Consider the following 21,896-nt stretch of genomic DNA (forward strand, 5'->3'; position numbering starts at 1 on the left):
GGGCCCTTTGGCCGCACCGTCTCTGATGCCGTTTGTAAGCCGCAGCCGAGGCGTGGGCAAGCGCGGAGCTTCGGGCAGAGTTCACGATAGGTCGAGACGGCCTAAACCGGAGTACGAAATCGACAATGCTGGGTCTTGGAACCATCACCAAAAAGGTCTTCGGCACGCCGAACGATCGCAAGGTCAAATCGGTACGCCCCCTGGTGGCCAAGATCAACGCGCTGGAGCCTGAGTTTCAGGCCCTCGACGACGCCGGGTTGATCGCGAAAACCGAGGAATTCAAGCAGCGGATCGCGGCGGGCGAGAGCCTCGACGATCTGCTGCCGGAGGCGTTCGCCAACGCCCGAGAGGGGGCCCGCCGCGCGCTGGGCCTGCGGGCCTTCGACACGCAGCTGATGGGTGGGATCTTCCTGCACCAGGGCAATATTTCCGAGATGAAGACCGGCGAGGGCAAGACCCTGGTGGCGACCCTGCCGGCGTATCTCAATGCGCTGACGGGCAAGGGCGTGCATATCGTCACCGTGAACGACTACCTCGCCCGCCGGGACGCTGAGTGGATGGGCAAGGTCTATGCCCAGCTGGGCATGACCTGCGGCGTGGTCGTCCCGTTCCAGCAAGAGGATGAGAAGCACGCGGCCTATGCCGCCGATATCACCTATGCCACCAACAACGAGCTTGGCTTCGACTATCTTCGCGACAACATGAAGTCCGAGCTGAGCCAAATGTCCCAGCGAGGGCATCATTACGCCATCGTGGACGAGGTCGATTCGATCCTGATCGACGAGGCGCGGACGCCGCTGATCATCTCTGGCCCGAGCCAGGACAAGAGCGACCTCTATGTCACCATCGACAAGGTGATCCCCGAGCTGGTCGAAGAGCATTACACCATCGACGAGAAGACCCGGGGCGTCAGCTTCACCGACGAGGGCAACGAGTTCCTCGAGGACCGGCTGCACGCGCTGGGGATCTTGCCGGAGGAGCAGTCGCTCTATGATCCGGAGAGCACCACCATCGTGCACCACATCAACCAGGGCCTGCGCGCGCACAAGCTGTTCAACAAGGATCAGCAGTATATCGTGCGCAATGGCGAGGTCGTTCTGATCGACGAGTTCACCGGGCGGATGACCCCGGGGCGGCGCCTGTCCGAGGGGCTGCATCAGGCGCTGGAGGCCAAGGAAGGCGTCGAGATCAAGCCCGAGAACGTCACGCTCGCATCCGTGACCTTCCAGAACTACTTCCGGCTTTATGACAAGCTGGGCGGCATGACCGGGACCGCGGCGACGGAGGCCGAGGAATTCGCCGAGATCTACGGGCTCGGCGTGGTCGAGGTGCCGACCAATCGCCCGATCCAGCGCGAGGACGAGCACGACCAGATCTATCGCACCGTGCAGGAAAAGTTCGACGCCATCGTCAAGACCATCAAGGAGGCCCATGCCAAGGGTCAGCCCATCCTTGTCGGCACGACCTCGATCGAAAAGTCCGAGTACCTGTCGCAGCTTCTGAAGAAAGAGGACGTGCCGCACAACGTGCTGAACGCGCGCCAGCACGAGCAGGAGGCGCAGATCGTCGCCGATGCGGGCAAGCTGGGCGCGGTGACCATCGCCACCAACATGGCCGGGCGCGGCACCGACATCCAGCTCGGCGGCAATGTCGAGATGCGCGTGCTGCAGGCGCTGGCCGAAACGCCTGAGGCCAACCCAGACGAGATCCGCACCCGGATCGAGGCCGAGGTGGCCGAGAACAAGCGCAAGGTGCTGGAGGCCGGGGGCCTCTTCGTGCTGGCCACCGAACGGCACGAGAGCCGCCGGATCGATAACCAGCTGCGCGGCCGGTCGGGGCGTCAGGGCGACCCGGGGCGGTCGGCCTTCTTCCTGTCTCTGGAAGACGACCTGATGCGGATTTTCGGGTCCGAACGGCTCGACAAGGTGCTCAGCTCGCTCGGCATGAAGGAAGGGGAGGCGATCGTGCACCCTTGGGTGAACAAGTCGCTGGAGAAGGCGCAGGCGAAGGTCGAAGGGCGCAACTTCGACATCCGCAAGCAGCTGCTGAAATTCGACGACGTGATGAACGACCAGCGGAAGACCATCTTTTCCCAGCGGATGGAGATCATGGAAACCGACGACGTGGCCGAGATCACCCGCGACATGCGCCACCAGGTGATCAACGACCTGGTGGACGAGTTCATTCCGCCGAAATCCTATGCGGACCAGTGGAATGTCGAAGGGCTCTATGCCGCGATCCTGGAGAAGGTCGGCGCCGATACCGACGTTATCAAATGGGCCGAGGAAGAGGGCGTGGATGACGAGATCATTCGCGAGCGGCTGGAGAAGGCCTCCGACGAGTTCATGGCGGCCAAGGCGGCGCAATTCGGTGTCGAGAACATGCGCCGGATCGAGAAGCAGCTTTTGTTGCAGACCATCGACCAGAAATGGCGTGAGCATCTGCTGACGCTGGAGCATCTGCGCTCCGTCGTGGGTTTCCGTGGCTATGCGCAGCGCGACCCGCTGAACGAGTACAAGACCGAGGGCTTCCAGCTGTTCGAGAGCATGCTCGACAGTTTGCGGGTGGATGTGACCGACAAGCTTGGCAAGATCCGCCCCCTGACTGAGGAAGAGCAGCAGGCCATGATGCGCCAGATCGCGGCCCAGCAGGCCGCGGCCCAGGCGGCGAACGAGGCTGCGCGCCAGCCGCAACCGGCCATGGCCGGGGCAGGGGCGGAGGCCGAGGAGGGCACGCCCGCGGAGGGCTTCGTCGAGAGCGATCCGACCACATGGGGCAACCCGGGCCGCAACGACCGCTGTCCTTGCGGGTCCGGAAAGAAGTTCAAGCATTGCCACGGGCGCTACACCTGAGCGCCCGTCTCGCCGGGCTGGTCCTGGCGGCTTGCCTGTCGCCGGGGGCAGCCCTGGCCGAGCCCGTGACGCTGACCGCACGGTCGGACGGGTTTTCCGTGACCGGCGATCTGGTGGCTTTCGATGGCCGCTTTTACCGCGTCGACGCGCCCGAGGGGGTGCTGACCCTGTCCGCGGCGCAGGTGGACTGCACCGGGGCGGCCTGCCCGGCGGCGAACGAGACGACCGGGTTCGCGGTGACCTCGGCTTTCGGACCCGGCGCGGTCGTTCTGCCCGCGCTGATCCAGGCCTATGCCCGGGCGCGGGATCTGCCGCTGCGGCGCGAAGACCTGGACGCCACCCATATCCGTTTCGCGCTGGGCGATGACACCTCGTCGCGCCGCTTCCCCATTTCCCTGCGCCTCGCCCTGAGCGGCGAAGGCTTCGCGGATCTCGCCGTGGGCGAGGCCGACATGGTGCTCGCGGACCGGCTGATCTCGGAGGCGGAGTTGAGCGTCGCGCGGGATGCCGGGCTCGGCGATCTTTCCGCGCCGGGGCAGGAGCGGGTTCTGGCCTGGGATGCGCTGGTGGCGGTGACGTCGCCGCGTCGTCCACGGCAGCCGGTCGATCCGGCACAGGTGCTGGCCCTCTGGGATATGTCCGCGCCCGATTGGCGCGCGCTGGGCTTTGCCGAGGGGCCGCTGCGGCTCCATGCCCGGGCCCATGGCGGGGATCTGGTCAAGCTGCGTCCGGACGGGGCCGTGCCCGCGGCCCCGGTGACTTACCACGAACAGGGTGCGGGCCTGGCCGCCGTGGTGCGGGAGCAGCCCTCGGGCCTGGGCCTCGTCGCCTTGTCAGAACGCGGCCCGGCGCAGGCCTTGCCGCTGGCCGGGGCCTGCGGGCTCACCCATGCGCCCACGCGTGCGGCCCTGACCCTGGGGCGCTACCCCTGGGCGATGCCGCTCACCGCTTATTTGCCGGAGCGGCGCATGCCCTTGGATCTGGCCGATTTCCTGGCGTTTCTGGACAGCGAGGCCGCCGGGCGCGTTCTGGACCGGGCAGGGTTTGCGCAACCGTCACTGGCGCCGGTCGCCTCGGACCTCGCCGCGCGGGTGCTGCGGGCCCTGGCCGGGGCCTCGGATGCGGATCTGCCGCGCCTGCAGGAGGTGGCGCGACGGCTGGGGCAGGCGACCCAGCTTGGCCTGACCTTCCGGCCCGATGCCGCGGATCGGGGCGGTCGTGCCCTGTCGGCGGCGGCGCTGGAGACGCTGGCGGAGGCCGAAGACGGACGTTTTCTTCTCGCCGCCCATGCCCCGACCCGCGCGCAGGCGGAGGCGGACGCAGGTCAGCTGCTGGTCGAGCTTGCCGCGCTGCGCGGGGGGCGCGCGCCGCTGGAGATCGAGGTGGCGGCCCTGGGGCCGGCCCTGCCCGTGGCCTGCGCCGATGCGCCATGGGCCGCGTCGATGAACCGGCGGATCGATGTCTGGCGCCTGCCCGCTACAGGTAGCCCTCCGCGCGGAAACTGACCTCCCGCGACTTGCCGATCACCAGGTGATCATGGAGCCGCAGGCCGAGCACCTCGGCCGCGTCGCGGATCGCGTAGGTCATGGTGATGTCCTGCTCCGACGGGGTGGGGTCGCCGGAGGGGTGGTTGTGCACCAGGATCAGGGCCGAGGCGTTCAGCTCCAGCGCGCGTTTGGCGATCTCCCGCGGATAGACGGGCACATGATCCACGGTCCCCCGCGCCTGCGCCTCGTCCGCGATCAGCACGTTCTTGTTGTCGAGATACAGCACCCGGAAGTGTTCCGTATCCAGGTGGGCCATGGCGGTCTGGCAGTATTCCAGCAAGGCGTCCCAGCTCGAGACCACGGGGCGTTGCAATACCTTGCCGCGGGCCAGCCGATGGGCGGCGGCCTCCACGATCTTCAGCTCCAGCGCCACGGCCTCACCCACCCCGTCCACGGCCCGCAGCCGGGGCAAGGGGGCGGCCAGAACATGGGTGAAATCGCCGAATTCCTCGATCAGGCGCCGGGCCAGCGGTTTGACATCCTGCCGGGGAATGGCACGGAACAGAACAAGCTCCAGCAACTCGTAATCCGGCATCGCCTCCGCCCCGCCCGCGAGGAAGCGTTCGCGCAAACGCTTGCGGTGATCCTTGAGGTAGGATGGGGTTTTCTCCTGCCGCGCGGGGGCGGGTGCCACAGGGCGTGCGTCACCGAAGAGCGGCAGGGGGGATTCGTGAAAGGCATGGGCGCGCGGCATGGGGGCTACCCTGCCGCGCGATGCTTTCCGAAAGGTTAACTCTTCATCCCGTCCCAGAAGCTTTTGACGGTCTTGAAGAACTTCGAGGTCTCGGGCTGGTTGTCCTGGCTCTCGGCCTCGAACTCGCGCAAGAGCTCCCGCTGGCGCATGGTGAGGTTGACCGGGGTTTCCACCGCCAGCTCGATGAACATGTCGCCGGTGCCTGCACCGCGCAGGGCGGGCATGCCTTTGCCGCGCAGGCGCATCTGCCGGCCCGACTGGCTGCCGGAGGGAATCTTCACCCGGCTGCGGCCGCCTTCGATGGTGGGCACTTCCACGTCGCCGCCAAGCGCGGCTGAGGTCATGCTGACCGGGACGCGGCAATAGAGGTCGAGGCCTTCGCGCTGGAAGATCCGGTGCTCTTCGACCTCGATGAAGATATAGAGATCCCCCGACGGACCGCCCCGAACACCCGCATCGCCCTCGCCCGCGAGCCGGATCCGGGTGCCGGTTTCCACGCCTGCGGGGATATTGACGCTGAGCGCGCGGGTCTTTTCCTCGCGCCCGGCCCCTCGGCAGGCCTGACAGGGGTTCTTGATGATCTGACCCATACCAGAACACGTCGGGCAGGTTTTCTCGATGGTGAAGAAGCCCTGCTGCGCGCGCACCTTGCCCATGCCGGAGCAGGTCGGGCAGACCACGGGCTCCGCGCCGCCCTCGGCGCCTGTGCCGTCACAGGCGCTGCAGCTGACCGTGCCGGGGACAGAGATAGTTTTCTGCATGCCCATGAAGGCCTGCTCCAGGGTGATCCGAAGGTTGTAGCGCAGGTCCGAGCCGCGCGCGGCCCGCTGGCGTCCGCCGCCCCGCTGGCCGCCCATGAAATCGCCGAAGAGATCCTCGAACACGTCCGAAAAGGCGGAGGCGAAATCGCCCTGTCCCTGGCCGCCGAAGCCGCCGGGCCCGCGCGGCCCGCCGGAGCCGTTTTCGAACGCCGCGTGACCATAGCGGTCATAGGCGGCCTTCTTGTCGGGGTCCTTCAGGATGTCATAGGCCTCGTTGGCCTCCTTGAACTGCGCTTCGGCATTGGGGTTGTCCGAATTCCGATCCGGGTGCAGCTCCTTGGCCTTCTTGCGAAAGCCCTTCTTGATCTCGTCGGGAGACGCCCCCTTGGACACGCCCAGGACGTCGTAATAGTCGCGTTTGGCCATGACCGGATTCCTTCACTTAAACGCACGCGCCGACCCGCAAGTCACGGGTCGGCGCAGGGGTCCGTTTCGCGGGGCTCAGCCCTGCTTCCGGTCGTCCAGGTCTTCGAAATCGGCGTCCACGATGTCGTCATCGACCTCGCGTGCCTTGTCGCCATCCGCCTCGGGGGCTTCTTCCCCCGCGGCTTCCTGCTGCGACTTGTAGATCGCCTCGCCGAGCTTCATGGCCGCGTCGGTGACGTTCTGGATGCCGGACTTGATCTTGCCCACATCGTCGCCTTCCAGCGTTTCCTTGAGCGCGGAGACCGCCAGTTCGATCGCCTCGACGGTCGAGGGATCGACCTTGTCGCCATGCTCTTCGAGGGACTTCTCCGTCGAATGCACGAGGCTCTCGGCCTGGTTCTTGGTCTCGACCAGTTCCTTGCGCTGCTTGTCGGCGTCGGCATTGGCCTCGGCGTCGCGCACCATCTGATCAATCTCCTCGTCGGACAGACCGCCGGACGCCTGGATCGTGATCTTCTGCTCCTTGCCGGTGCCCTTGTCCTTGGCCGACACGGAGACGATGCCGTTGGCGTCGATGTCGAAGGTCACCTCGATCTGCGGCATCCCCCGCGGGGCGGGCGGGATGTCTTCGAGGTTGAACTGGCCGAGCATCTTGTTGTCGGCCGCCATCTCGCGCTCGCCCTGGAACACGCGGATCGTCACGGCGTTCTGGTTGTCCTCGGCGGTGGAGAACACCTGGGACTTCTTGGTCGGAATGGTCGTGTTGCGGTCAATGAGACGCGTGAACACGCCGCCCAGGGTCTCGATGCCCAGGGACAGGGGCGTCACGTCCAGCAGGACCACGTCCTTGACGTCGCCTTGCAGAACACCGGCCTGGATCGCCGCACCCATTGCGACGACCTCATCGGGGTTCACGCCCTTGTGCGGCTCCTTGCCGAAGAACTTCGACACTTCCTCGGTGACCCGCGGCATCCGCGTCATGCCGCCGACCAGAACAACCTCGTCGATGTCCGACGTGCTGAGCCCGGCATCCTTCAGCGCGTCCTTGCACGGCTTCAGCGAGGCCTTGATCAGGTCGGCCACCAGGCTTTCCAGCTTCGCCCGGGTGAGCTTCATCACCAGGTGCAGGGGCTGGCCGCCATTGGGATCCATCGAGATGAACGGCTGGTTGATCTCGGTCTGGGTCGAGGAGCTGAGCTCGATCTTGGCCTTCTCGGCGGCTTCCTTCAGGCGCTGCAGGGCCATCTTGTCCTTGGTCAGGTCGACGCCATGCTCTTTCTTGAACTCGTCGGCCAGGTAGTTGACGATCCGCATGTCGAAGTCTTCCCCGCCGAGGAAGGTGTCCCCGTTGGTGGATTTCACTTCGAACAGGCCGTCGTCGATCTCCAGGATGGTGATGTCGAACGTGCCGCCGCCGAGGTCATAGACCGCGATCGTCTGGGTGTCGGACTTGTCGAGGCCGTAGGCCAGCGCCGCCGCGGTCGGCTCGTTGATGATGCGCAGCACGTCGAGGCCGGCGATCTTGCCCGCGTCCTTGGTGGCCTGACGCTGGGCGTCGTTGAAATAGGCCGGGACGGTGATGACCGCCTGGGTGACATCCTCGCCGAGATAGCTTTCGGCGGTTTCCTTCATCTTCTTCAGGATGAGGGCCGAGACCTGCGCGGGAGAGAATTTCTCGCCCTTCACGCTGACCCAGGCGTCGCCGTTTCCGCCGTTCACCACGGCGTAGGGCAGGTTCTTCTTGTCTTTTTCCAGATCTGCATCGTCGAACCGACGCCCGATCAGGCGCTTGACGCCAAAGACGGTGTTTTCCGGGTTGGTGACCGCCTGGCGCTTGGCCGGCTGGCCCACGAGGCGTTCGTCGTCCGTGTAGCCGACGATGGAGGGCGTGGTCCGCGCCCCTTCGGAGTTTTCGATGACCCGCGGTTGCGAGCCGTCCATGATGGCAACGCACGAGTTGGTGGTGCCGAGGTCGATACCAATGACTTTACCCATTGCGATGTTCCCTTTCATCTAGGCGATTGTTTGGAGGCAAGATCCGTGAGCGGCCTCTCGTCTCCGATCCCTGAAAGATCACGGGGCCCGCGATCAAGTTCTCGGCGTATATAAGGAGGGGGTTGGGGTGCTGCAAGCGCCCCCCCGGTGCAGAAAGGGTCAGAAATGGAGAAAAAGCCGATTGTGCCCGATGCTATTGCGCCGGATTTGCGCCTGCGCGGGGTCGCGATTTACAAGGGGTTTGTGGACCGCGCCGCGCAGGAAGCCCTGGTGGAGGATCTGCGCGGGGTGGCCCGGGCGGCACCGTTCTATCGCCCGGTGACCCCGTCGGGCAAGGCGATGTCGGTGCGTATGACGGCGGCCGGACGGTTCGGCTGGGTGTCCGACCGCCAAGGCTATCGCTATGCGCCGACGCATCCGGGCGGGGGCGCATGGCCGGATATTCCGAACTCGGTTCTCACGATCTGGGACAGGCTCGTGCCGGAGGCGCGCAGGCCTGAGTGCTGCCTCGTGAATTTCTACGATGCCCACGCGAAGATGGGCCTGCACCAGGACCGGGACGAGGCCGATTTCAGCCAGCCGGTGCTGTCGGTGTCCCTGGGCGATGCAGCGCGGTTCCGGGTCGGGTCCACCAGCCGTGGGGGCACGACCGAATCGCTTTGGCTCGAATCGGGCGACGTCGCGGTGATGGGCGGAGAGGCGCGGCTGATCCATCACGGGATCGACCGGATCAAACCGGGCAGCTCCACGCTCCTGCCCGAAGGCGGGCGGATCAACCTGACCCTCCGTGTGGTCACCTGACAGCGGCGCGCGCCCTGTCCCGCACCGCCCCTATTTGCCCGCGGACCAGCTCAGCGAAGCGCGGCGGCGGGTGTGAAACTCTCCCATCAGGCCGATCATCAGGCACGCCACCATCAGCCAGAGCGGGTAGTCCAGGTTCGTGTTGCGGGGCAGGTAGTTGATGAATACCGCGCCGCGCATCTGGTCAATTAGATGGAACAGCGGGTTCCAGGCAAAGAGCGGCAGCATGAAGGCAGGCAGGGTATTGGCCACGAACATCTTGCCGCTGGCGAACATGTTGATCCGGCTGAAGATCATCTGCACGGTCTTGGTCGCCTCGGGCGCCCAGGGTTTCGCGGCGAGAAACACCATGCCGATCCCGGCCCCGCTGAGCCAGGTGAGAAGCAGTATCAGCCCCGCGCGCCCGGGGTCGGCAATCGCCACATTGTGGGTCACCAGGTGATAGCCAACCAGCACGATCAACAGCGACAGCACCTGAATGTACAGGCTGCTCAGCATGGCGGCGCCGATGCTGATCATGGTGTTCATGTTGCGATGCTTCATCATCGGCGAGGTCGGCCCCTCGCAGCCATAGACCGCGCCCATGGTCTTGTTGAACATCATGAACAGGAACACGCCGGTCAGGATGTACATCATGAAATCGCCGCGCAAACCTGCGCTGCGCATGCCCATCAACTGAAAGATCAGGTAGAACACCATCACGAAGACGATGGTCTGGAACACGTTCAGGAACAGGCTCATCATGGCATTGCCATGGGTGATGCGCACGCTCCGCACGCTGGCGTGATAGATCAGCGTCAGAGTGCGATAGGCCCCGGCCAGCGAGGACGAGCTTTCCTTGACGTAGAACACCGGCTGCGACCGTTTCCTTCCAGTGACACTCTGTCCGACATGACAACACAATGGTTGCGGATCGTTTAAGGCACCAGCATAGAAAAAATAAGCATGTGGGCAATGATCGCGGTCGCCGCGCCGCCCCGTTCGATCGCGACACAGGAGTTTTTGATGGATTTCGAGACCGTAATGCCCGTTTTGCGCCGGCTGTCCCTGGAGGCCGGGGATGCCATCATGGAGATCTACACCTCCGACGATTTCGACGTGCGCGCCAAGTCCGATGACAGCCCCGTCACCGCCGCCGACGAGGCCGCCGATGCGCTGATCTCCGCGGGGCTGAAGGCGGCCTTTCCCGATGTGCTCTGCGTGACCGAGGAGCAGGCCGCCTCCCACAGCCAGACCGCGGACAGCTTCTTCATCGTCGACCCGCTGGACGGTACCAAGGAATTCGTCCATCGCCGCGGCGATTTCACCGTCAACATCGCCTATGTGGAAAACGGCACGCCCGTGCGCGGGGTGGTCTACGCACCTGCCAAGGGGCGGTTGTTCTTCACGCAGGCCGATGGCACCACGGTCGAAGAGACCGGCGATTTCGACAAGGACACCGTCGGGACGGTCAAACCGCTCTCGGTCGCGACGCCGGACAATAATGCGCTGATGGTGGTGGCCTCCAAATCCCACCGGGATCAGGCCACTGACGACTATATCGGCAAGTACGGGGTCAAGGACATGACCTCCGCCGGCTCTTCGCTGAAGTTCTGCCTCGTGGCGACGGGGGAGGCGGATCTCTATCCGCGCCTCGGCCGCACGATGGAATGGGACACCGCCGCTGGGCACGCGGTGCTGCTGGGCGCGGGTGGTCATGTCGTGCGTTTCGATGATCACACGCCGTTGACCTATGGCAAGGCCGACTATGCCAACCCGTTCTTCATCGCCTATGCCCCGGGCGTGGACCTGAAGGCCGCCTGATGTCGGTTCTGGTGGTCATCCCGGCGCGGTACCCGTCGGTCCGCTATCCCGGCAAGCCGCTGGTGGAGTTACGTGGGGCCACGGGGGTTGCCCGCTCGCTCATCCGGCGCAGCTGGGACGCGGCGATGGCCGCCGAGGGCGTGGACCGGGTCGTGGTGGCCACCGATGACGACCGCATCCGCAGTCATGCCGAGGGGTTCGGGGCCGAGGCGGTGATGACCTCAGATACCTGCCGCAACGGGACGGAGCGGTGCGCCGAAGCGCTGACCGTGCTGGGGATCTCCCCCGAGATCGTCGTCAACCTGCAGGGCGACGCGCCCCTGACCCCGGCGTGGTTCGTGTCGGACCTGGTCGCGGGGCTGCGCGCGGCCCCGGATGCGGCGCTGGCCACGCCGGTGCTGCGCTGCGACGGCGCGGCCCTGGCCGGGTTTCTGGAGGATCGCCGCGCGGGCCGGGTGGGCGGGACCACCGCCGTGTTCGACCGGGACAATCACGCGCTCTATTTCTCCAAGGAAGTGATCCCCTTTACCAGTGACAGCTACGCGCCCGACGCGCCCACGCCGGTCTTTCACCATGTGGGTCTCTATGCCTACCGCCCCGATGCGCTGGTCGCGTACGGTACCTGGCCGGTCGGCCCGCTGGAGACCCTCGAAGGGCTGGAGCAGCTGCGCTTTCTCGAAAACGGCCGCAAGGTGCTCTGCGTCGAGGTGGAGGGCCGCGGCCGCGCCTTTTGGGAGCTCAACAACCCCGAGGACGTGCCCCGGATCGAGGCGATGCTGACCAAGATGGGACAGGCGTGACGCCGCAGGCGAGTGTCGTCATCGTCAGCCGCGGTCGCGGGCCGGAGCTTGCGCGCTGCCTTCTGTCGCTGGAATTCCAGACCTGCCCGCGGTTCGAGGTGATCGTGGTGGGCGACCGTGCCGCACGGCAAGCGGTGGTGGCTGGGCCGGGGCTGGCGCGGGTGGGGTTCGCGCCCTTCGAGGCCGCGAATATCGCCGCGGCGCGCAATGCGGGCGTGGCGGCGGCGCGCGCCCCGGTGGTGGCATTTCTCGACGATGATGCGGTGGCAGAGCCCTGCTGGCTCGCGGGGCTGATCGCGGCCCTGCAGGTGCCGGGCGTCGGGCTTGCGGCGGGATATGTGCGCGGACCTGATGGGCTGGCGTTCCAGTGGCGCGGCGAGTGGCTGACCCCCGAAGGGCTGTCGCGGCCGATGACCCCCGTGCCGGAGGTGCCGGGCCACGTTTTTGCCCAAGACGGTGCCGTGCCAGGGGCGATGGGGACGAATTTTGCGGTGGCCGCCAAGGCGCTGCGCGCGGTTGGCGGGTTCGATGCCCGGTTTCGCTATTTCCTGGACGAGAGCGATCTCGTGCTGCGGCTCGCCGCCGCCGGGCAGGGGGTCGCCTATGCCCCCCGGGCCCAGGTGCATCACAGCCTTGCGCCGGGGCCCTACCGGCGCGCGGATCGCCTGCCCCGCAGCCTGGTCGCGGTCGGGCGGAGCGCGGCGCTCTTTGCGGCAACCCACGCGCCGGACGCGGTGGCGGACGCCGTCGCCGCCCACCGGGAGCGGCAGCGCACGCGCCTTGTGCGGGCGATGGTCGCCGGGCGGTGCCTGCCCGATCAGGTCTGGTCGCTCCTGCGCAGTTTCGACCGTGGGGTGGCCCAGGCGAATCGCGTACCGGTCCCTCCTCCCGAGACATCTTTCGAGAAGGCCGGACGGCTGTTTTCCCAGGATGCCGCAGCCCGCAGCGCCTCCGCCGGAGCAGTCGAGGCGGTTTGGCTGATTGCCCAGGGGCGCGGGGACCCCCGCGCCTTCGCAGCTGCAGAAAGAGCGGCAGAGGCCGGGGGCGTGGCCACGGTCGTGATCCCGGCGGGGCGCCTGTCGCGTCCGCAGGTGGTTTTCCGCGCACCCGGGCTTTGGCTGCACAACCTCCCGCTTTCAAAGCGTCAGATGACAGCCAATCGTCATGTTCTCGACCATTTACAGGCGGAATATAGCGACATCCGAGTCGGGAACCATGTTAGGGTTTGACGCGTTAGCCCAAGGCATGTGTTGTCGGACAATGCTGCAATGCAACAACAGAACACACCTGGGGCGGCGCTGGCTGTTGTGCTTTGCGTCCGATACCGTGCAAAATGCGGTCGCCAACAGGTCATATTTGAATAGGAACGCATGATGTCTCGTAGTGTCAAAACCGCTGTCTTTCCCGTTGCTGGTATGGGCACGCGATTTTTGCCAGCCACCAAGTCGGTGCCGAAAGAAATCATGACCCTGGTGGATCGTCCGCTCGTCCAGTATGCGATCGACGAAGCGCGGGCGGCGGGGATCGAGGAGTTCATCTTCGTCACGTCGCGCGGCAAGAGCGCGCTCGAGGATTACTTCGACGCCGCCCCTCAACTCGAACAAACGCTCGAGGATAAGGGCAAGACCAAGCTGCTGGAGATCCTGCGCAACACCAACATGGACAGCGGCGCCATCGCCTATGTGCGGCAGACCCGCGCGCTGGGCCTCGGTCATGCGGTCTGGTGCGCGCGGCGACTGCTGGGCAACGAGCCCTTCGCCGTGATCCTGCCTGACGACGTGATCGCCGCCGAAAAACCCTGCCTCGCGCAGATGGTCGAGGCTTACCAGGAGCTTGGCGGCAACATGGTTGCGACCATGGAAGTGCCCATGGACAAGGCGTCGGCCTATGGCATCGTCGATGTCGAAGAGGACATGGGCAGCGTGGTGCGGGTCAAGGGCATGATCGAGAAACCCAAGGCTGAAGACGCGCCCTCGAACCTGGCGGTGATCGGGCGGTACATTCTCAGCCCGGAGGTTCTCGACAACCTCGACAAGGGCCAGATCGGCGCCGGGGGCGAGATCCAGCTGACCGATGCCATTGCGCAGGAAATCACCAACAAGAACAATGTCTACGGCTTCCGCTTTTCGGGCCAGCGGTATGACTGCGGCTCCAAGGCCGGGTTTCTGCAGGCGACGGTGTCCTTTGCCCTGGCGCGGCCGGATCTGCGCGACGAGCTGTCGGATTTCCTGCAGGAGCTGGCCTTCGCGCGCAAAGCGGCCGAGTAACTTCGCGCCCCGATGGCGGCGGAGGGCATGCGCCTGAACCAGGATCCCTTGCCCCTGCTGCTCGACGTGACACGGCTGGCTTCGCGGATCGGGGACAGGCGCTTGTCCGGCGTCGACCGGGTGGAGGCGGCCTATCTGCGCTTCGTGCTGTCGCAACCGGACATGCCCTATGGGCTGGTGCGGTCTGTCTTCGGCTACCTGCTGCTCGATCGCGCGGGGTTGCAGCCGCTCTGCGATGCCGTGGCCGATGAAACGATCTCCTGGGGGCGTCCGGACCTGTTGTCCCGGCTGGCGCGCCACCGCTCCAAGGCGCGCGCGGGGGTCGAGACGACCTTGCGCGCGCTCTCCATCGCGCGGGCGCCGCGTTCGGGGCTGGGCCGGATGCTGCGCAAATGCCTGCCCGACGGGGCCCATTACCTGAACGTGGGCGAGACGAATTTCGATGGCCCGGTCGCGATGGCCCTGCGCGGTCTGCGCCGCAGCTGGATCGACATGGTGCTGCATGACACCATTCCCTGCGACTTTCCCGATCTCGTGACCCCGGCCTCCGCCGCGCGGTTCGACAAGCGCCTGCGCGCGATGCGCACACATGCGGATCGGATCATCACCGCCACCTGGGCCGTGCAACAGGCCGGGTGCCGCCACCTGGGGCTTGGATCGGAGGACGCGCGCTGGTGCGTGGCGCCCTTCGGGCTCGACCTGCCGGAGCCCGACGCCAAGGCCCCCGCCCGGCACGGGCTGACCCGGCCCTACATGCTGGCGCTGGGGACGTTGGAGCCGCGCAAGAACATCACCTTCCTGCTGGAGATCTGGCGGCAGGCAACCGCCACGGGCAGCGCCATGCCGGACCTCGTTCTCTGCGGTGCGCGCGGCTGGTATCCGGCGAAGGTCTTCGCCGCGCTGGACGCCGACCCGCTGCGCGGTGTTCATATCCACGAGATCAACGATGCCCTGGATCCGGAAGTCGCGGGCCTGATCGAAGGGGCCGAGGCGCTGCTGTTTCCCACCGTGGCCGAAGGCTTCGGCTTCCCGCCGCTGGAGGCCATTGCCCTGGGCGTGCCGGTGATCTGCAGCGATCTGCCCGTGCTGCGCGAGACCCTCGGGGCCTTGCCCGTTTACGTGGCCCCCGGGGACAGCTACGCTTGGACATCAAAAATTAAGCAAGGTTGTGCAAAACCGGATCCGACCGCTGTGGAGGCCCTGCTGGACCGGTTCACCTGGGAGCAGCACTTCGCCCGGGTGTTCGGCTGAGCGCAGCCAGAAGCGGTCGCAGAGGCGATGACGAGGCACCGAACCGCGTGAGCGTGATCGAACAGTACAAGAGGCGCCTGCGGCGCAAGCGCTTGCTCTGGCGCGGCTTTCGCCGCCGACGCCAACTGACGGTCGTTGAAAACCGCACGGGCGAGATCGGCGCGTCCGACATCCTCGCCTTCGTCACCCTGCGCAACGAACGCATCCGCCTGCCCTACTTCCTGGATTACTACCGCAAGCAGGGGATCGACCACTTCCTGATCGTCGATAACGGCTCCGACGACGGCTCCACCAGCTACCTGGCGGATCAGCCCGATGTCTCGCTCTGGTCCACGCCGGACAGCTACCGCCGGGCGCGCTACGGGGTGGATTGGCTGACCTGGTTGCAGCGGACATACGGCCACAAGCACTGGTGCCTGACCGTGGATGTGGACGAGTTCCTGATCTATCCCTTCTGCGAAACCCGGCCCCTGCGCGCGCTCACCGACTGGATGGAGGCGTCGCGGCTGCGGGCGCTGCCTGCGATGCTGCTCGACCTCTATCCCAAGGGGCCGCTGGACAGCGTGACCTACCGCGAGGGGCAGAACCCGCTTGAGCTGGCCTGCTGGTTCGACAGCGGAAATTACACGATCTCGCAGAATCCCGAATTCGGCAACCTGTGGATCCAGGGCGGGCCGCGGGCGCGCACCTTCTTCACCGACACGCCGGAGGCGGCGCCGGCGCTCAACAAGATCCCGCTGGTGAAATGGGATCGCGGCTATGTCTATGTGGACAGCACCCATATGCTGCTGCCCCGCGGCCTGAACCGTGTCTACGAGACCGGCGGGGGGGAGCGGATTTCGGGCTGCCTGTTGCACACGAAGTTCCTCGACACCTTCGTGGCCAAATCCGCCGAGGAGGTCGTGCGCCAGGAACATTACGCCAAGGGCCGCGAATACAAGGCCTATGCCGAGACCCTGACCGAGCAGGGCGCGCCATCGCTCTGGACCGAGATGTCGGAGCGATACGTCTCTTGGCGGCAACTCGAAATCCTCGGCCTTCTGTCCAAGGGCAGCTGGGCATGAGCGCGCCGGTCAAACTGGGGTTCGTCATGCTTGCCCATGCGGAGCTGGGCCGTGTCGAGCAACTCGCGCGCTACTTCGCGGGCTTCGACTGCCCGGTTGTGATCCATATCGACCGCAAGACCCCGCAGGGGGAGTTCACCGCGCTGCAGACCCGGCTGGCGGACCAGCCCCTCGTGCACCTGATGCGGGTGCATAAATGCGGCTGGGGCCTTTGGTCCATGGTGGCTGCGACCCTGGACGCGGCGCAGGCCCTGCTCGACCGGTTTGCGCAGGTCACCCATGTCTCGCTGGTCTCGGGCGACTGCCTGCCCCTGCGCCCGCTCGACCGGCTGCTCGATTTCCTCGGCGCGCACCCGGACACGGATTTCATCGAATCGGTCACCGTCTCGGACGTGCCCTGGACCATCGGCGGCCTGCAGCAGGAGCGTTTCACGCTGCGCTTCCCGTTCTCCTGGCGGACCCGGCGCAAGCTCTTCGACAAGTATGTCGAGATCCAGCGCCGTCTCGGCGTGCGCCGCCGCGTACCCAAGGGCCTCGTGCCGCATCTGGGCTCGCAATGGTGGTGCCTGACCCGCCGCAGCCTGGAGGCGATCCTCGAAGACCCCCGCCGGGCAGAGTTCGAGCGGTACTTCGCCCGCGTCTGGATCCCGGACGAGTCCTACTTCCAGACCCTCGTGCGCCGGGTCTCCACGCAGATCGAAAGCCGGTCTCTGATGCTGTCGAAATTCGACACCCAGGGCAAACCCTTCGTGTTCTACGACGACCATCTCGACCTGGTGGGCCAGTCGGACTGCTTCCTGCTGCGCAAGGTCTGGCCCCGGGCCGACAGGCTCTATGCGCAACTGCTCGACCCCGCGCTGGGCGCGCCAGAGCATGGGCCGAGCGACCCGCACCGGATCGAGCAGACCTTCGAGGAGGCGATGCAGCGCGGGCGCGAAGGGCGACCCGGGCTCTTCATGCAGAGCCGCTTTCCCAGCGACACCTGGCAGTCGGGCAAGACCGCAGCCCCCTATTTCGCCTTCCAGGGCTATGACGAGGTGATCGAGGGCTTCGCGCCCTGGCTCGCTCAACGCAGCGGCGCTCGGGTTCACGGGCATCTGTTCGACTGGACCGAGGTGCAATTCGCCGAGGGGGTGCGGTGTTTCAATGGCGGTCTGTCGGATGCGGTCAGCCTGCGGGATTACAACCCGCAGGCCTTCCTGACCAACCTGATCTGGAACAGCCGCGGGGAGCCGCAGTGTTTCCAGATTGCCCCCTATGACCGGCAGGACCTGAATGACTACATGATGTGGGACCCCAACGCCCATATCTCGATCATCACCGGGGCCTGGGCGTTGAAACTTTTCCGGTCGGACCTGCCCTTCCGCGATGCCAGGCGGGAGGCGGCCTGGATGCAGAAGGTCGAGGACCACTTCCTCGGCCAGCTGCGCCGCCGGGGCCTGCCGAGTCGGGTGCGTGTCACCTCCCTGGCGGAGTTCGTGGCCGACCCGGTCGGGCAGCTTCAGGACGTGCTCGACCAGATGACGCCGGTGTCCCAGCGCCGCCTCGCCGCGCCCCCGCCGCTGGTCGATCTGGCGGGGTTCGGCGGCTTCCTGCAGGCGCTCAAGAACGCCGGGATGAAGCCCTACCTGACCGGAGATTTCCCGCTCGACACCGCGGGGCTCGGTCAGCCGACGACGCCCGCCAAACCCTATCTGGTGACTTGACCCGCCATGCCCGATCGCTTCGACTATTTCGTGATCTTCGCCGGGATGCGCACCGGTTCCAACTACCTGGAGCGGAACCTCAACGCCGCGCCGGACCTGCGTTGCTACGGCGAGCTCTACAACCCCTATTTCATCGCCCATGAGGGGCAGGAGTCGTTCCTCGGCCTCACCCTCGCGCAGCGCGAGGCCGACCCGGACGCCCTGATCGCGCGCATCCGGGAAGAAACCGTGGGCCTGCCGGGGTTTCGGCTGTTTCACGATCATGACCAGCGGGTGCGCGACCGGGCGCTTGCCGACCCGCGCGCGGGCAAGATCATCCTGACGCGCAATCCACTGGACAGCTATGTCTCCTATTGCCGGGCGCTGGCGTCGAACCAATGGGTGCTCACGGACGCCAAGGGCCAGATCGACACACCCGCCATCGATTTCGACGGGCCGGGTTTCGCGACTTTCCTGGCGGATCAGACCGATTACTTCACCGCCGTGCGGCAAGGGCTGGCCCGCGCCGGGCAGACCGCGCTGACCCTGCGCTACGAGGATCTGCAGCAGATCGAGGTGATCAATGGCGCGCTGGCCTATCTGGGCTCGCCTCACCGGCTTGCACGCCCCGAACGCACCCTGAAACGCCAGAACCCGGAACCGTTGGAGGGGAAGGTGACGGATATGGCGGTCCTGCGCGCGGCGGTGGCGGGGCTCGACCCGTTCGGGATCGACCATCTGCCCCCCTCCGCGCCGCCGCGCGGACCCGCGGTGCCCAGCTATGTCGCCTGTCCCGACACGGGGCTGCTCTATCTGCCCATGGCGGGGCCGGAGCCCGACCCGGTGCTGGCCTGGATGGCCGCGCTGGACGGGGTGCCCAAGGACGCACTGATCACGGGTATGCGCCAGAAAGACCTGCGCGCCTGGCGCCAGGCGCATCCGAACGCACGCTGTTTCACGGTGCTGCGCCATCCCGTCGCCCGCGCCCACACGGCCTTTGTCACCCGTATCCTGCCCAGCGGATTGCAGGCCTATGCCGAGTTGCGCCATGGGTTGATCGCCGCCTACAAGCTGCCCCTGCCGGAGCATTTCCCGGCCGACGAGGTGGACCCGGACCGGATCGGCAAGGCCTTCCTGCGATTTCTGAAGTTTCTCAAGCCCAACCTGGCGGCCCAGACCAGCCTGCGGATCGACCCGTCCTGGGCGGCGCAGATGACGGTGCTGCAGGGCATGGCCCAGGTCGCGATGCCGGATGTGATCCTGCGCGATGGTCCGACGCTGCAGACGGATCTCGCGGGTCTCGCCGCGCGCGCCGGGCGCCCGGCACCGGACGTGCCGGTGGTCTTCGAGACTGGCAATCTCGGCGCGCTATATACACCGGACATGGAAAAAGCCGCGCAGGCGGCTTACGGGGTGGATTACGCCAGTTTCGGGTTCGGCCCCTGGACGCCGACAAAGGCCTGAACCGGGCAGGCTCAGGCGGCGCGGGTGCTCTCGCTTTCGGTCAGAACCGTATAGAGCGTGCTTGGATCCCCATTGGCCCGCAGCTTGGCGCAGATATTCGGGTCGCGCAGGGTCCGCGACACCAGCGCCAGCGCCTTGAGATGCGCCACGCCGCTGTCTTCGGGTGCGAACAGCCCGAAGACCAGGTCCACGGGCTGCCGGTCGACCGAATCGAAGGGCAAGGGTTTGTCGAGGCGTACGAACACACCGACCACCCGGTCGATGTCACGGAGCCGCGCATGGGGCAGGGCCACGCCGTGGCCGACCCCGGTCGGCCCCAATGCTTCGCGCTCCTGAAGGGCGTCCACGGCATTCACCGGACACACCCCGTACGCATCGCAGACGATGTCGCTCAGCTCCTGCATCAAGCGCTTCTTGCTGCTCAGATGCCCGATCACCTTCACGGCTTCCGGCACGAGCAAATTCGATAAATCCATTCCGATCGCTCTTGTCTCCGCCGTGTCACTTGGCGGGGTTAGCTGTCCATCTTGGTATCGATCCAGCCGATGTTGCCGTCATCCCGGCGATATACGACGTTGATCCCACCGTGTCCCTCATTGCGAAACACCAGTACGGGTGCCTCGGCCAGTTCCATCTGCATCACGGCCTCCCCGACCGAAACTGACGGAATGGTTGTCTCCATTTCGGCGACAATGATTGGTTGCAGGGTCTCCGGCTCATGCTCATCGGACCCCTCCGAGCCATCGAGGATATAGGTAGACGCGCCGGAAAGTGCAACGGGTTCGGTGCGGTCCCGGTGATGGTTCTTCAACCTGCGCTTGTATCGGCGCAGCTGTTTCTCCATTTTCTCGCTGCATTTGTCGAAAGCGGCATAGATTTCGTGGGCCGAGGCCTTGGCTTGCGCGGTCAGCCCGGTGGACAGGTGCACCGTGGCTTCACAGACGTGATTATAGGCGTCCTTGGAAAACACGACATTGGCATCTGTCGGCCGCTCGGCATACTTGCCCACAACCTCCGAGAGTTCCGCTTTCACGTGGCGCTGCAGAGCCTCGCCGATGTCGATCTGTTTTCCGGTGATTTGGTAGCGCATAGTGCCTCCCTGAGTGCGCAAGCGGCGCCGGTCCGGTTATCCGGAGCAGAAACAGCCACTTGCAAGAAGTGGGATTACCCGGATGATATCATCCGGCCGCGCATCCGGGCCGCGGCGTTCAGCCGTTTGCGGTCGTAGGATGACGGGATGTTCAAGCATCCCCTGTATTTGGCGACAGTTCGACGGGCGATGTCAACGCCCTCCTTTTTCAACCTCTGCGCTATTTCGCCATCGGTGAGAACCGCGTCTTCGGATTCGGCGGCCACGAGTGCGGCGATCCGGCTCTGAACCCCGTAAGCACTGGTCGCAGCGCCCGTTTCCGGGCCCAAACGGGCCGAAAAGAACGCCGAAAGGGGAATCACGCCGCCCGCATGGGCCAGGGTCTTGTCTGCGACAGCACGCCCCACCGTGGCCGCGTGCAGACCCAGCCGTGCGGCCAGTGCCTCGCGGGTCAAAGGGCGCATCGCTGCCCCCCCTTCGCGAAAGAATCCGCTCTGGTAGTCCACCAGGAAGGCGACGATCCGTTCCAGCGCGTTGGCCCGGTAGCCAAGCGCCCGGTGCAGCGCTTCTGCCTCTGCCCCGTAGCGGGCCAGTGCCGTGTCGGCCGCTTCGCGCCTGGCGGCGGCTATCAGTTCGGGGTCGAGGGCCAGGTCGCTCTGGCGGCCGCGCAGCACCCGGATCTCGGGGCCCGCGCCGTCAGGGAAATGCACCGCCACGTCGGGCGCGCTGACCTGCGGCGTGGGGCTGAAACGCTGGCCGGGATAGGGGCTAAGCTCCGGCAGCAGCCGGATCACCGCGCCCAGATCCTCTGCCGGGATGCCGGTGCGCCGGGCGGCGCGGGCGACATCGCTGCCCACCAACAGGTCGAGCACCTCTGTCGCCCGGGCGGCGACCGCCGGGGCAATCCCCTTGTCCACCAGTTGCAGGCGCAGGCATTCCGCGAGGCTTCGCGCGCCCACACCCACAGGCTCGCAGCCCTGCAGCGCCGCGAGGCCCAGCAGCACCGTCGCCTCGTCCAGGGCGCATTCCTGGGCGATCTCGGCGGGCGTGCTGTCGAGGTATCCGGTTTCCGTCAAGGACCAGCTCAGGGCGAGGGCCGCCTGGTGGACTGGCGGCGCCAGGCTCATCAGCCCGAGTTGCGCCCGCAGGTGATCGCCGAGGCTGACCTCGGCCACGGTGGTGTCCAGCGCCACCTCGTAGGCGGTGACCTGTGCCGCCGGCGGCGGGCCGGGGCGGCGCAGGCTCAGGATCGGGTTTTCCTCCGCCTGCCGCACCAGCAACTCTTCCAGCGCCGCGGCGGACATCCGCAGCACCGACAGGGTCGTGCGCATTTCCGGCGTCAGGGTCAGGCGTTGTTGCTGCCGGAGCGTCAGCCCCTCCCGGTGCCGCATCGCGC

The 21,896-nt window shown here is 66.3% G+C and carries 18 protein-coding genes; 11 read left to right on the top strand and 7 right to left on the bottom strand.

The window, feature by feature from the left end; all coding sequences use genetic code 11:
- Nucleotides 1-125: 125 nt before the first annotated feature.
- Both secA and PVW48_RS10210 read left to right on the top strand, forming a co-directional pair.
- The gene (secA, locus tag PVW48_RS10205; protein ID WP_012180223.1) at nucleotides 126-2,852 is read left to right on the top strand and encodes a preprotein translocase subunit SecA; all 2,727 of its coding nucleotides are present in this window, start codon (nucleotides 126-128) and stop codon (nucleotides 2,850-2,852) included.
- Nucleotides 2,831-4,357, top strand: a complete 1,527-nt coding sequence (locus PVW48_RS10210) for a PstS family phosphate ABC transporter substrate-binding protein (protein ID WP_274581260.1) — start codon at nucleotides 2,831-2,833, stop codon at nucleotides 4,355-4,357. The genes secA and PVW48_RS10210 overlap by 22 nt, the downstream gene beginning before the upstream one ends.
- On the opposite strand, the gene radC is transcribed toward PVW48_RS10210, so the two are convergent.
- The 3 genes from radC to dnaK form a co-directional block, all read right to left on the bottom strand.
- Entirely contained in the window at nucleotides 4,329-5,093 is a 765-nt protein-coding gene (gene radC / locus PVW48_RS10215; protein ID WP_012180225.1) for a RadC family protein, read from the bottom strand. The two genes, PVW48_RS10210 and radC, sit on opposite strands and share 29 nt — an antisense overlap.
- A gap of 35 nt (nucleotides 5,094-5,128) precedes the next feature.
- Nucleotides 5,129-6,280, bottom strand: coding sequence for a molecular chaperone DnaJ (gene dnaJ / locus PVW48_RS10220; protein WP_274581261.1), 1,152 nt, complete (start codon nucleotides 6,278-6,280; stop codon nucleotides 5,129-5,131).
- Nucleotides 6,281-6,355: 75 nt separating this feature from the next.
- Entirely contained in the window at nucleotides 6,356-8,275 is a 1,920-nt protein-coding gene (gene dnaK, locus PVW48_RS10225; RefSeq protein WP_274581262.1) for a molecular chaperone DnaK, read from the bottom strand.
- Between the two features lie 165 nt (nucleotides 8,276-8,440).
- On the opposite strand from dnaK, the gene PVW48_RS10230 reads away from it, so the two are divergent.
- A complete protein-coding gene (locus tag PVW48_RS10230) occupies nucleotides 8,441-9,076 on the top strand; it encodes an alpha-ketoglutarate-dependent dioxygenase AlkB family protein (protein ID WP_012180228.1) in 636 nt (211 codons plus the stop codon).
- Between the two features lie 30 nt (nucleotides 9,077-9,106).
- Here PVW48_RS10230 and PVW48_RS10235 read toward each other — a convergent pair whose 3' ends face one another.
- Nucleotides 9,107-9,928 (bottom strand): ABC transporter permease, encoded by an 822-nt coding sequence (locus PVW48_RS10235; RefSeq protein ID WP_274581263.1) that lies wholly within the window; start codon nucleotides 9,926-9,928, stop codon nucleotides 9,107-9,109.
- Between the two features lie 153 nt (nucleotides 9,929-10,081).
- Between PVW48_RS10235 and cysQ the strand changes: the two genes are divergently transcribed.
- The 8 genes from cysQ to PVW48_RS10275 all read left to right on the top strand — a co-directional run bounded on the left by cysQ (nucleotide 10,082) and on the right by PVW48_RS10275 (nucleotide 19,410).
- Nucleotides 10,082-10,879: a 3'(2'),5'-bisphosphate nucleotidase CysQ gene (gene cysQ, locus PVW48_RS10240; RefSeq protein ID WP_274581264.1), complete on the top strand. Its 798-nt coding sequence runs from the start codon at nucleotides 10,082-10,084 to the stop codon at nucleotides 10,877-10,879.
- The gene (locus tag PVW48_RS10245) at nucleotides 10,879-11,679 is read left to right on the top strand and encodes a 3-deoxy-manno-octulosonate cytidylyltransferase (protein ID WP_274581265.1); all 801 of its coding nucleotides are present in this window, start codon (nucleotides 10,879-10,881) and stop codon (nucleotides 11,677-11,679) included. Before cysQ ends, PVW48_RS10245 begins: the two co-directional genes overlap by 1 nt.
- The gene (locus tag PVW48_RS10250) at nucleotides 11,676-12,908 is read left to right on the top strand and encodes a glycosyltransferase family 2 protein (RefSeq protein WP_274581266.1); all 1,233 of its coding nucleotides are present in this window, start codon (nucleotides 11,676-11,678) and stop codon (nucleotides 12,906-12,908) included. The genes PVW48_RS10245 and PVW48_RS10250 overlap by 4 nt, the downstream gene beginning before the upstream one ends.
- A gap of 144 nt (nucleotides 12,909-13,052) precedes the next feature.
- A complete protein-coding gene (galU, locus tag PVW48_RS10255; protein ID WP_274581267.1) occupies nucleotides 13,053-13,946 on the top strand; it encodes a UTP--glucose-1-phosphate uridylyltransferase GalU in 894 nt (297 codons plus the stop codon).
- Between the two features lie 12 nt (nucleotides 13,947-13,958).
- Nucleotides 13,959-15,197, top strand: a complete 1,239-nt coding sequence (locus tag PVW48_RS10260; RefSeq protein WP_274581268.1) for a glycosyltransferase family 4 protein — start codon at nucleotides 13,959-13,961, stop codon at nucleotides 15,195-15,197.
- Nucleotides 15,198-15,244: 47 nt separating this feature from the next.
- Nucleotides 15,245-16,261, top strand: coding sequence for a glycosyltransferase family 2 protein (locus tag PVW48_RS10265; protein ID WP_274581269.1), 1,017 nt, complete (start codon nucleotides 15,245-15,247; stop codon nucleotides 16,259-16,261).
- The gene (locus PVW48_RS10270; protein ID WP_274581270.1) at nucleotides 16,258-17,967 is read left to right on the top strand and encodes a DUF5927 domain-containing protein; all 1,710 of its coding nucleotides are present in this window, start codon (nucleotides 16,258-16,260) and stop codon (nucleotides 17,965-17,967) included. The genes PVW48_RS10265 and PVW48_RS10270 overlap by 4 nt, the downstream gene beginning before the upstream one ends.
- Nucleotides 17,968-17,973: 6 nt before the next feature.
- The gene (locus tag PVW48_RS10275; RefSeq protein ID WP_012180237.1) at nucleotides 17,974-19,410 is read left to right on the top strand and encodes a hypothetical protein; all 1,437 of its coding nucleotides are present in this window, start codon (nucleotides 17,974-17,976) and stop codon (nucleotides 19,408-19,410) included.
- An 11-nt stretch (nucleotides 19,411-19,421) separates the two neighbouring features.
- On the opposite strand, the gene PVW48_RS10280 is transcribed toward PVW48_RS10275, so the two are convergent.
- From PVW48_RS10280 to PVW48_RS10290, 3 genes are all read right to left on the bottom strand, one after another.
- Complete coding sequence (locus tag PVW48_RS10280) at nucleotides 19,422-19,886, bottom strand: PTS sugar transporter subunit IIA (protein WP_012180238.1); 465 nt, start codon at nucleotides 19,884-19,886, stop codon at nucleotides 19,422-19,424.
- Between the two features lie 38 nt (nucleotides 19,887-19,924).
- Nucleotides 19,925-20,500: a ribosome hibernation-promoting factor, HPF/YfiA family gene (gene hpf, locus PVW48_RS10285; RefSeq protein ID WP_012180239.1), complete on the bottom strand. Its 576-nt coding sequence runs from the start codon at nucleotides 20,498-20,500 to the stop codon at nucleotides 19,925-19,927.
- A 74-nt stretch (nucleotides 20,501-20,574) separates the two neighbouring features.
- The gene (locus PVW48_RS10290; protein WP_274581271.1) at nucleotides 20,575-21,891 is read right to left on the bottom strand and encodes an RNA polymerase factor sigma-54; all 1,317 of its coding nucleotides are present in this window, start codon (nucleotides 21,889-21,891) and stop codon (nucleotides 20,575-20,577) included.
- Between the last annotated feature and the right edge of the window lie 5 nt (nucleotides 21,892-21,896).

Source organism: Dinoroseobacter sp. PD6 (assembly GCF_028807315.1).
GTDB classification, from domain to species: Bacteria; Pseudomonadota; Alphaproteobacteria; order Rhodobacterales; family Rhodobacteraceae; genus Dinoroseobacter; species Dinoroseobacter shibae.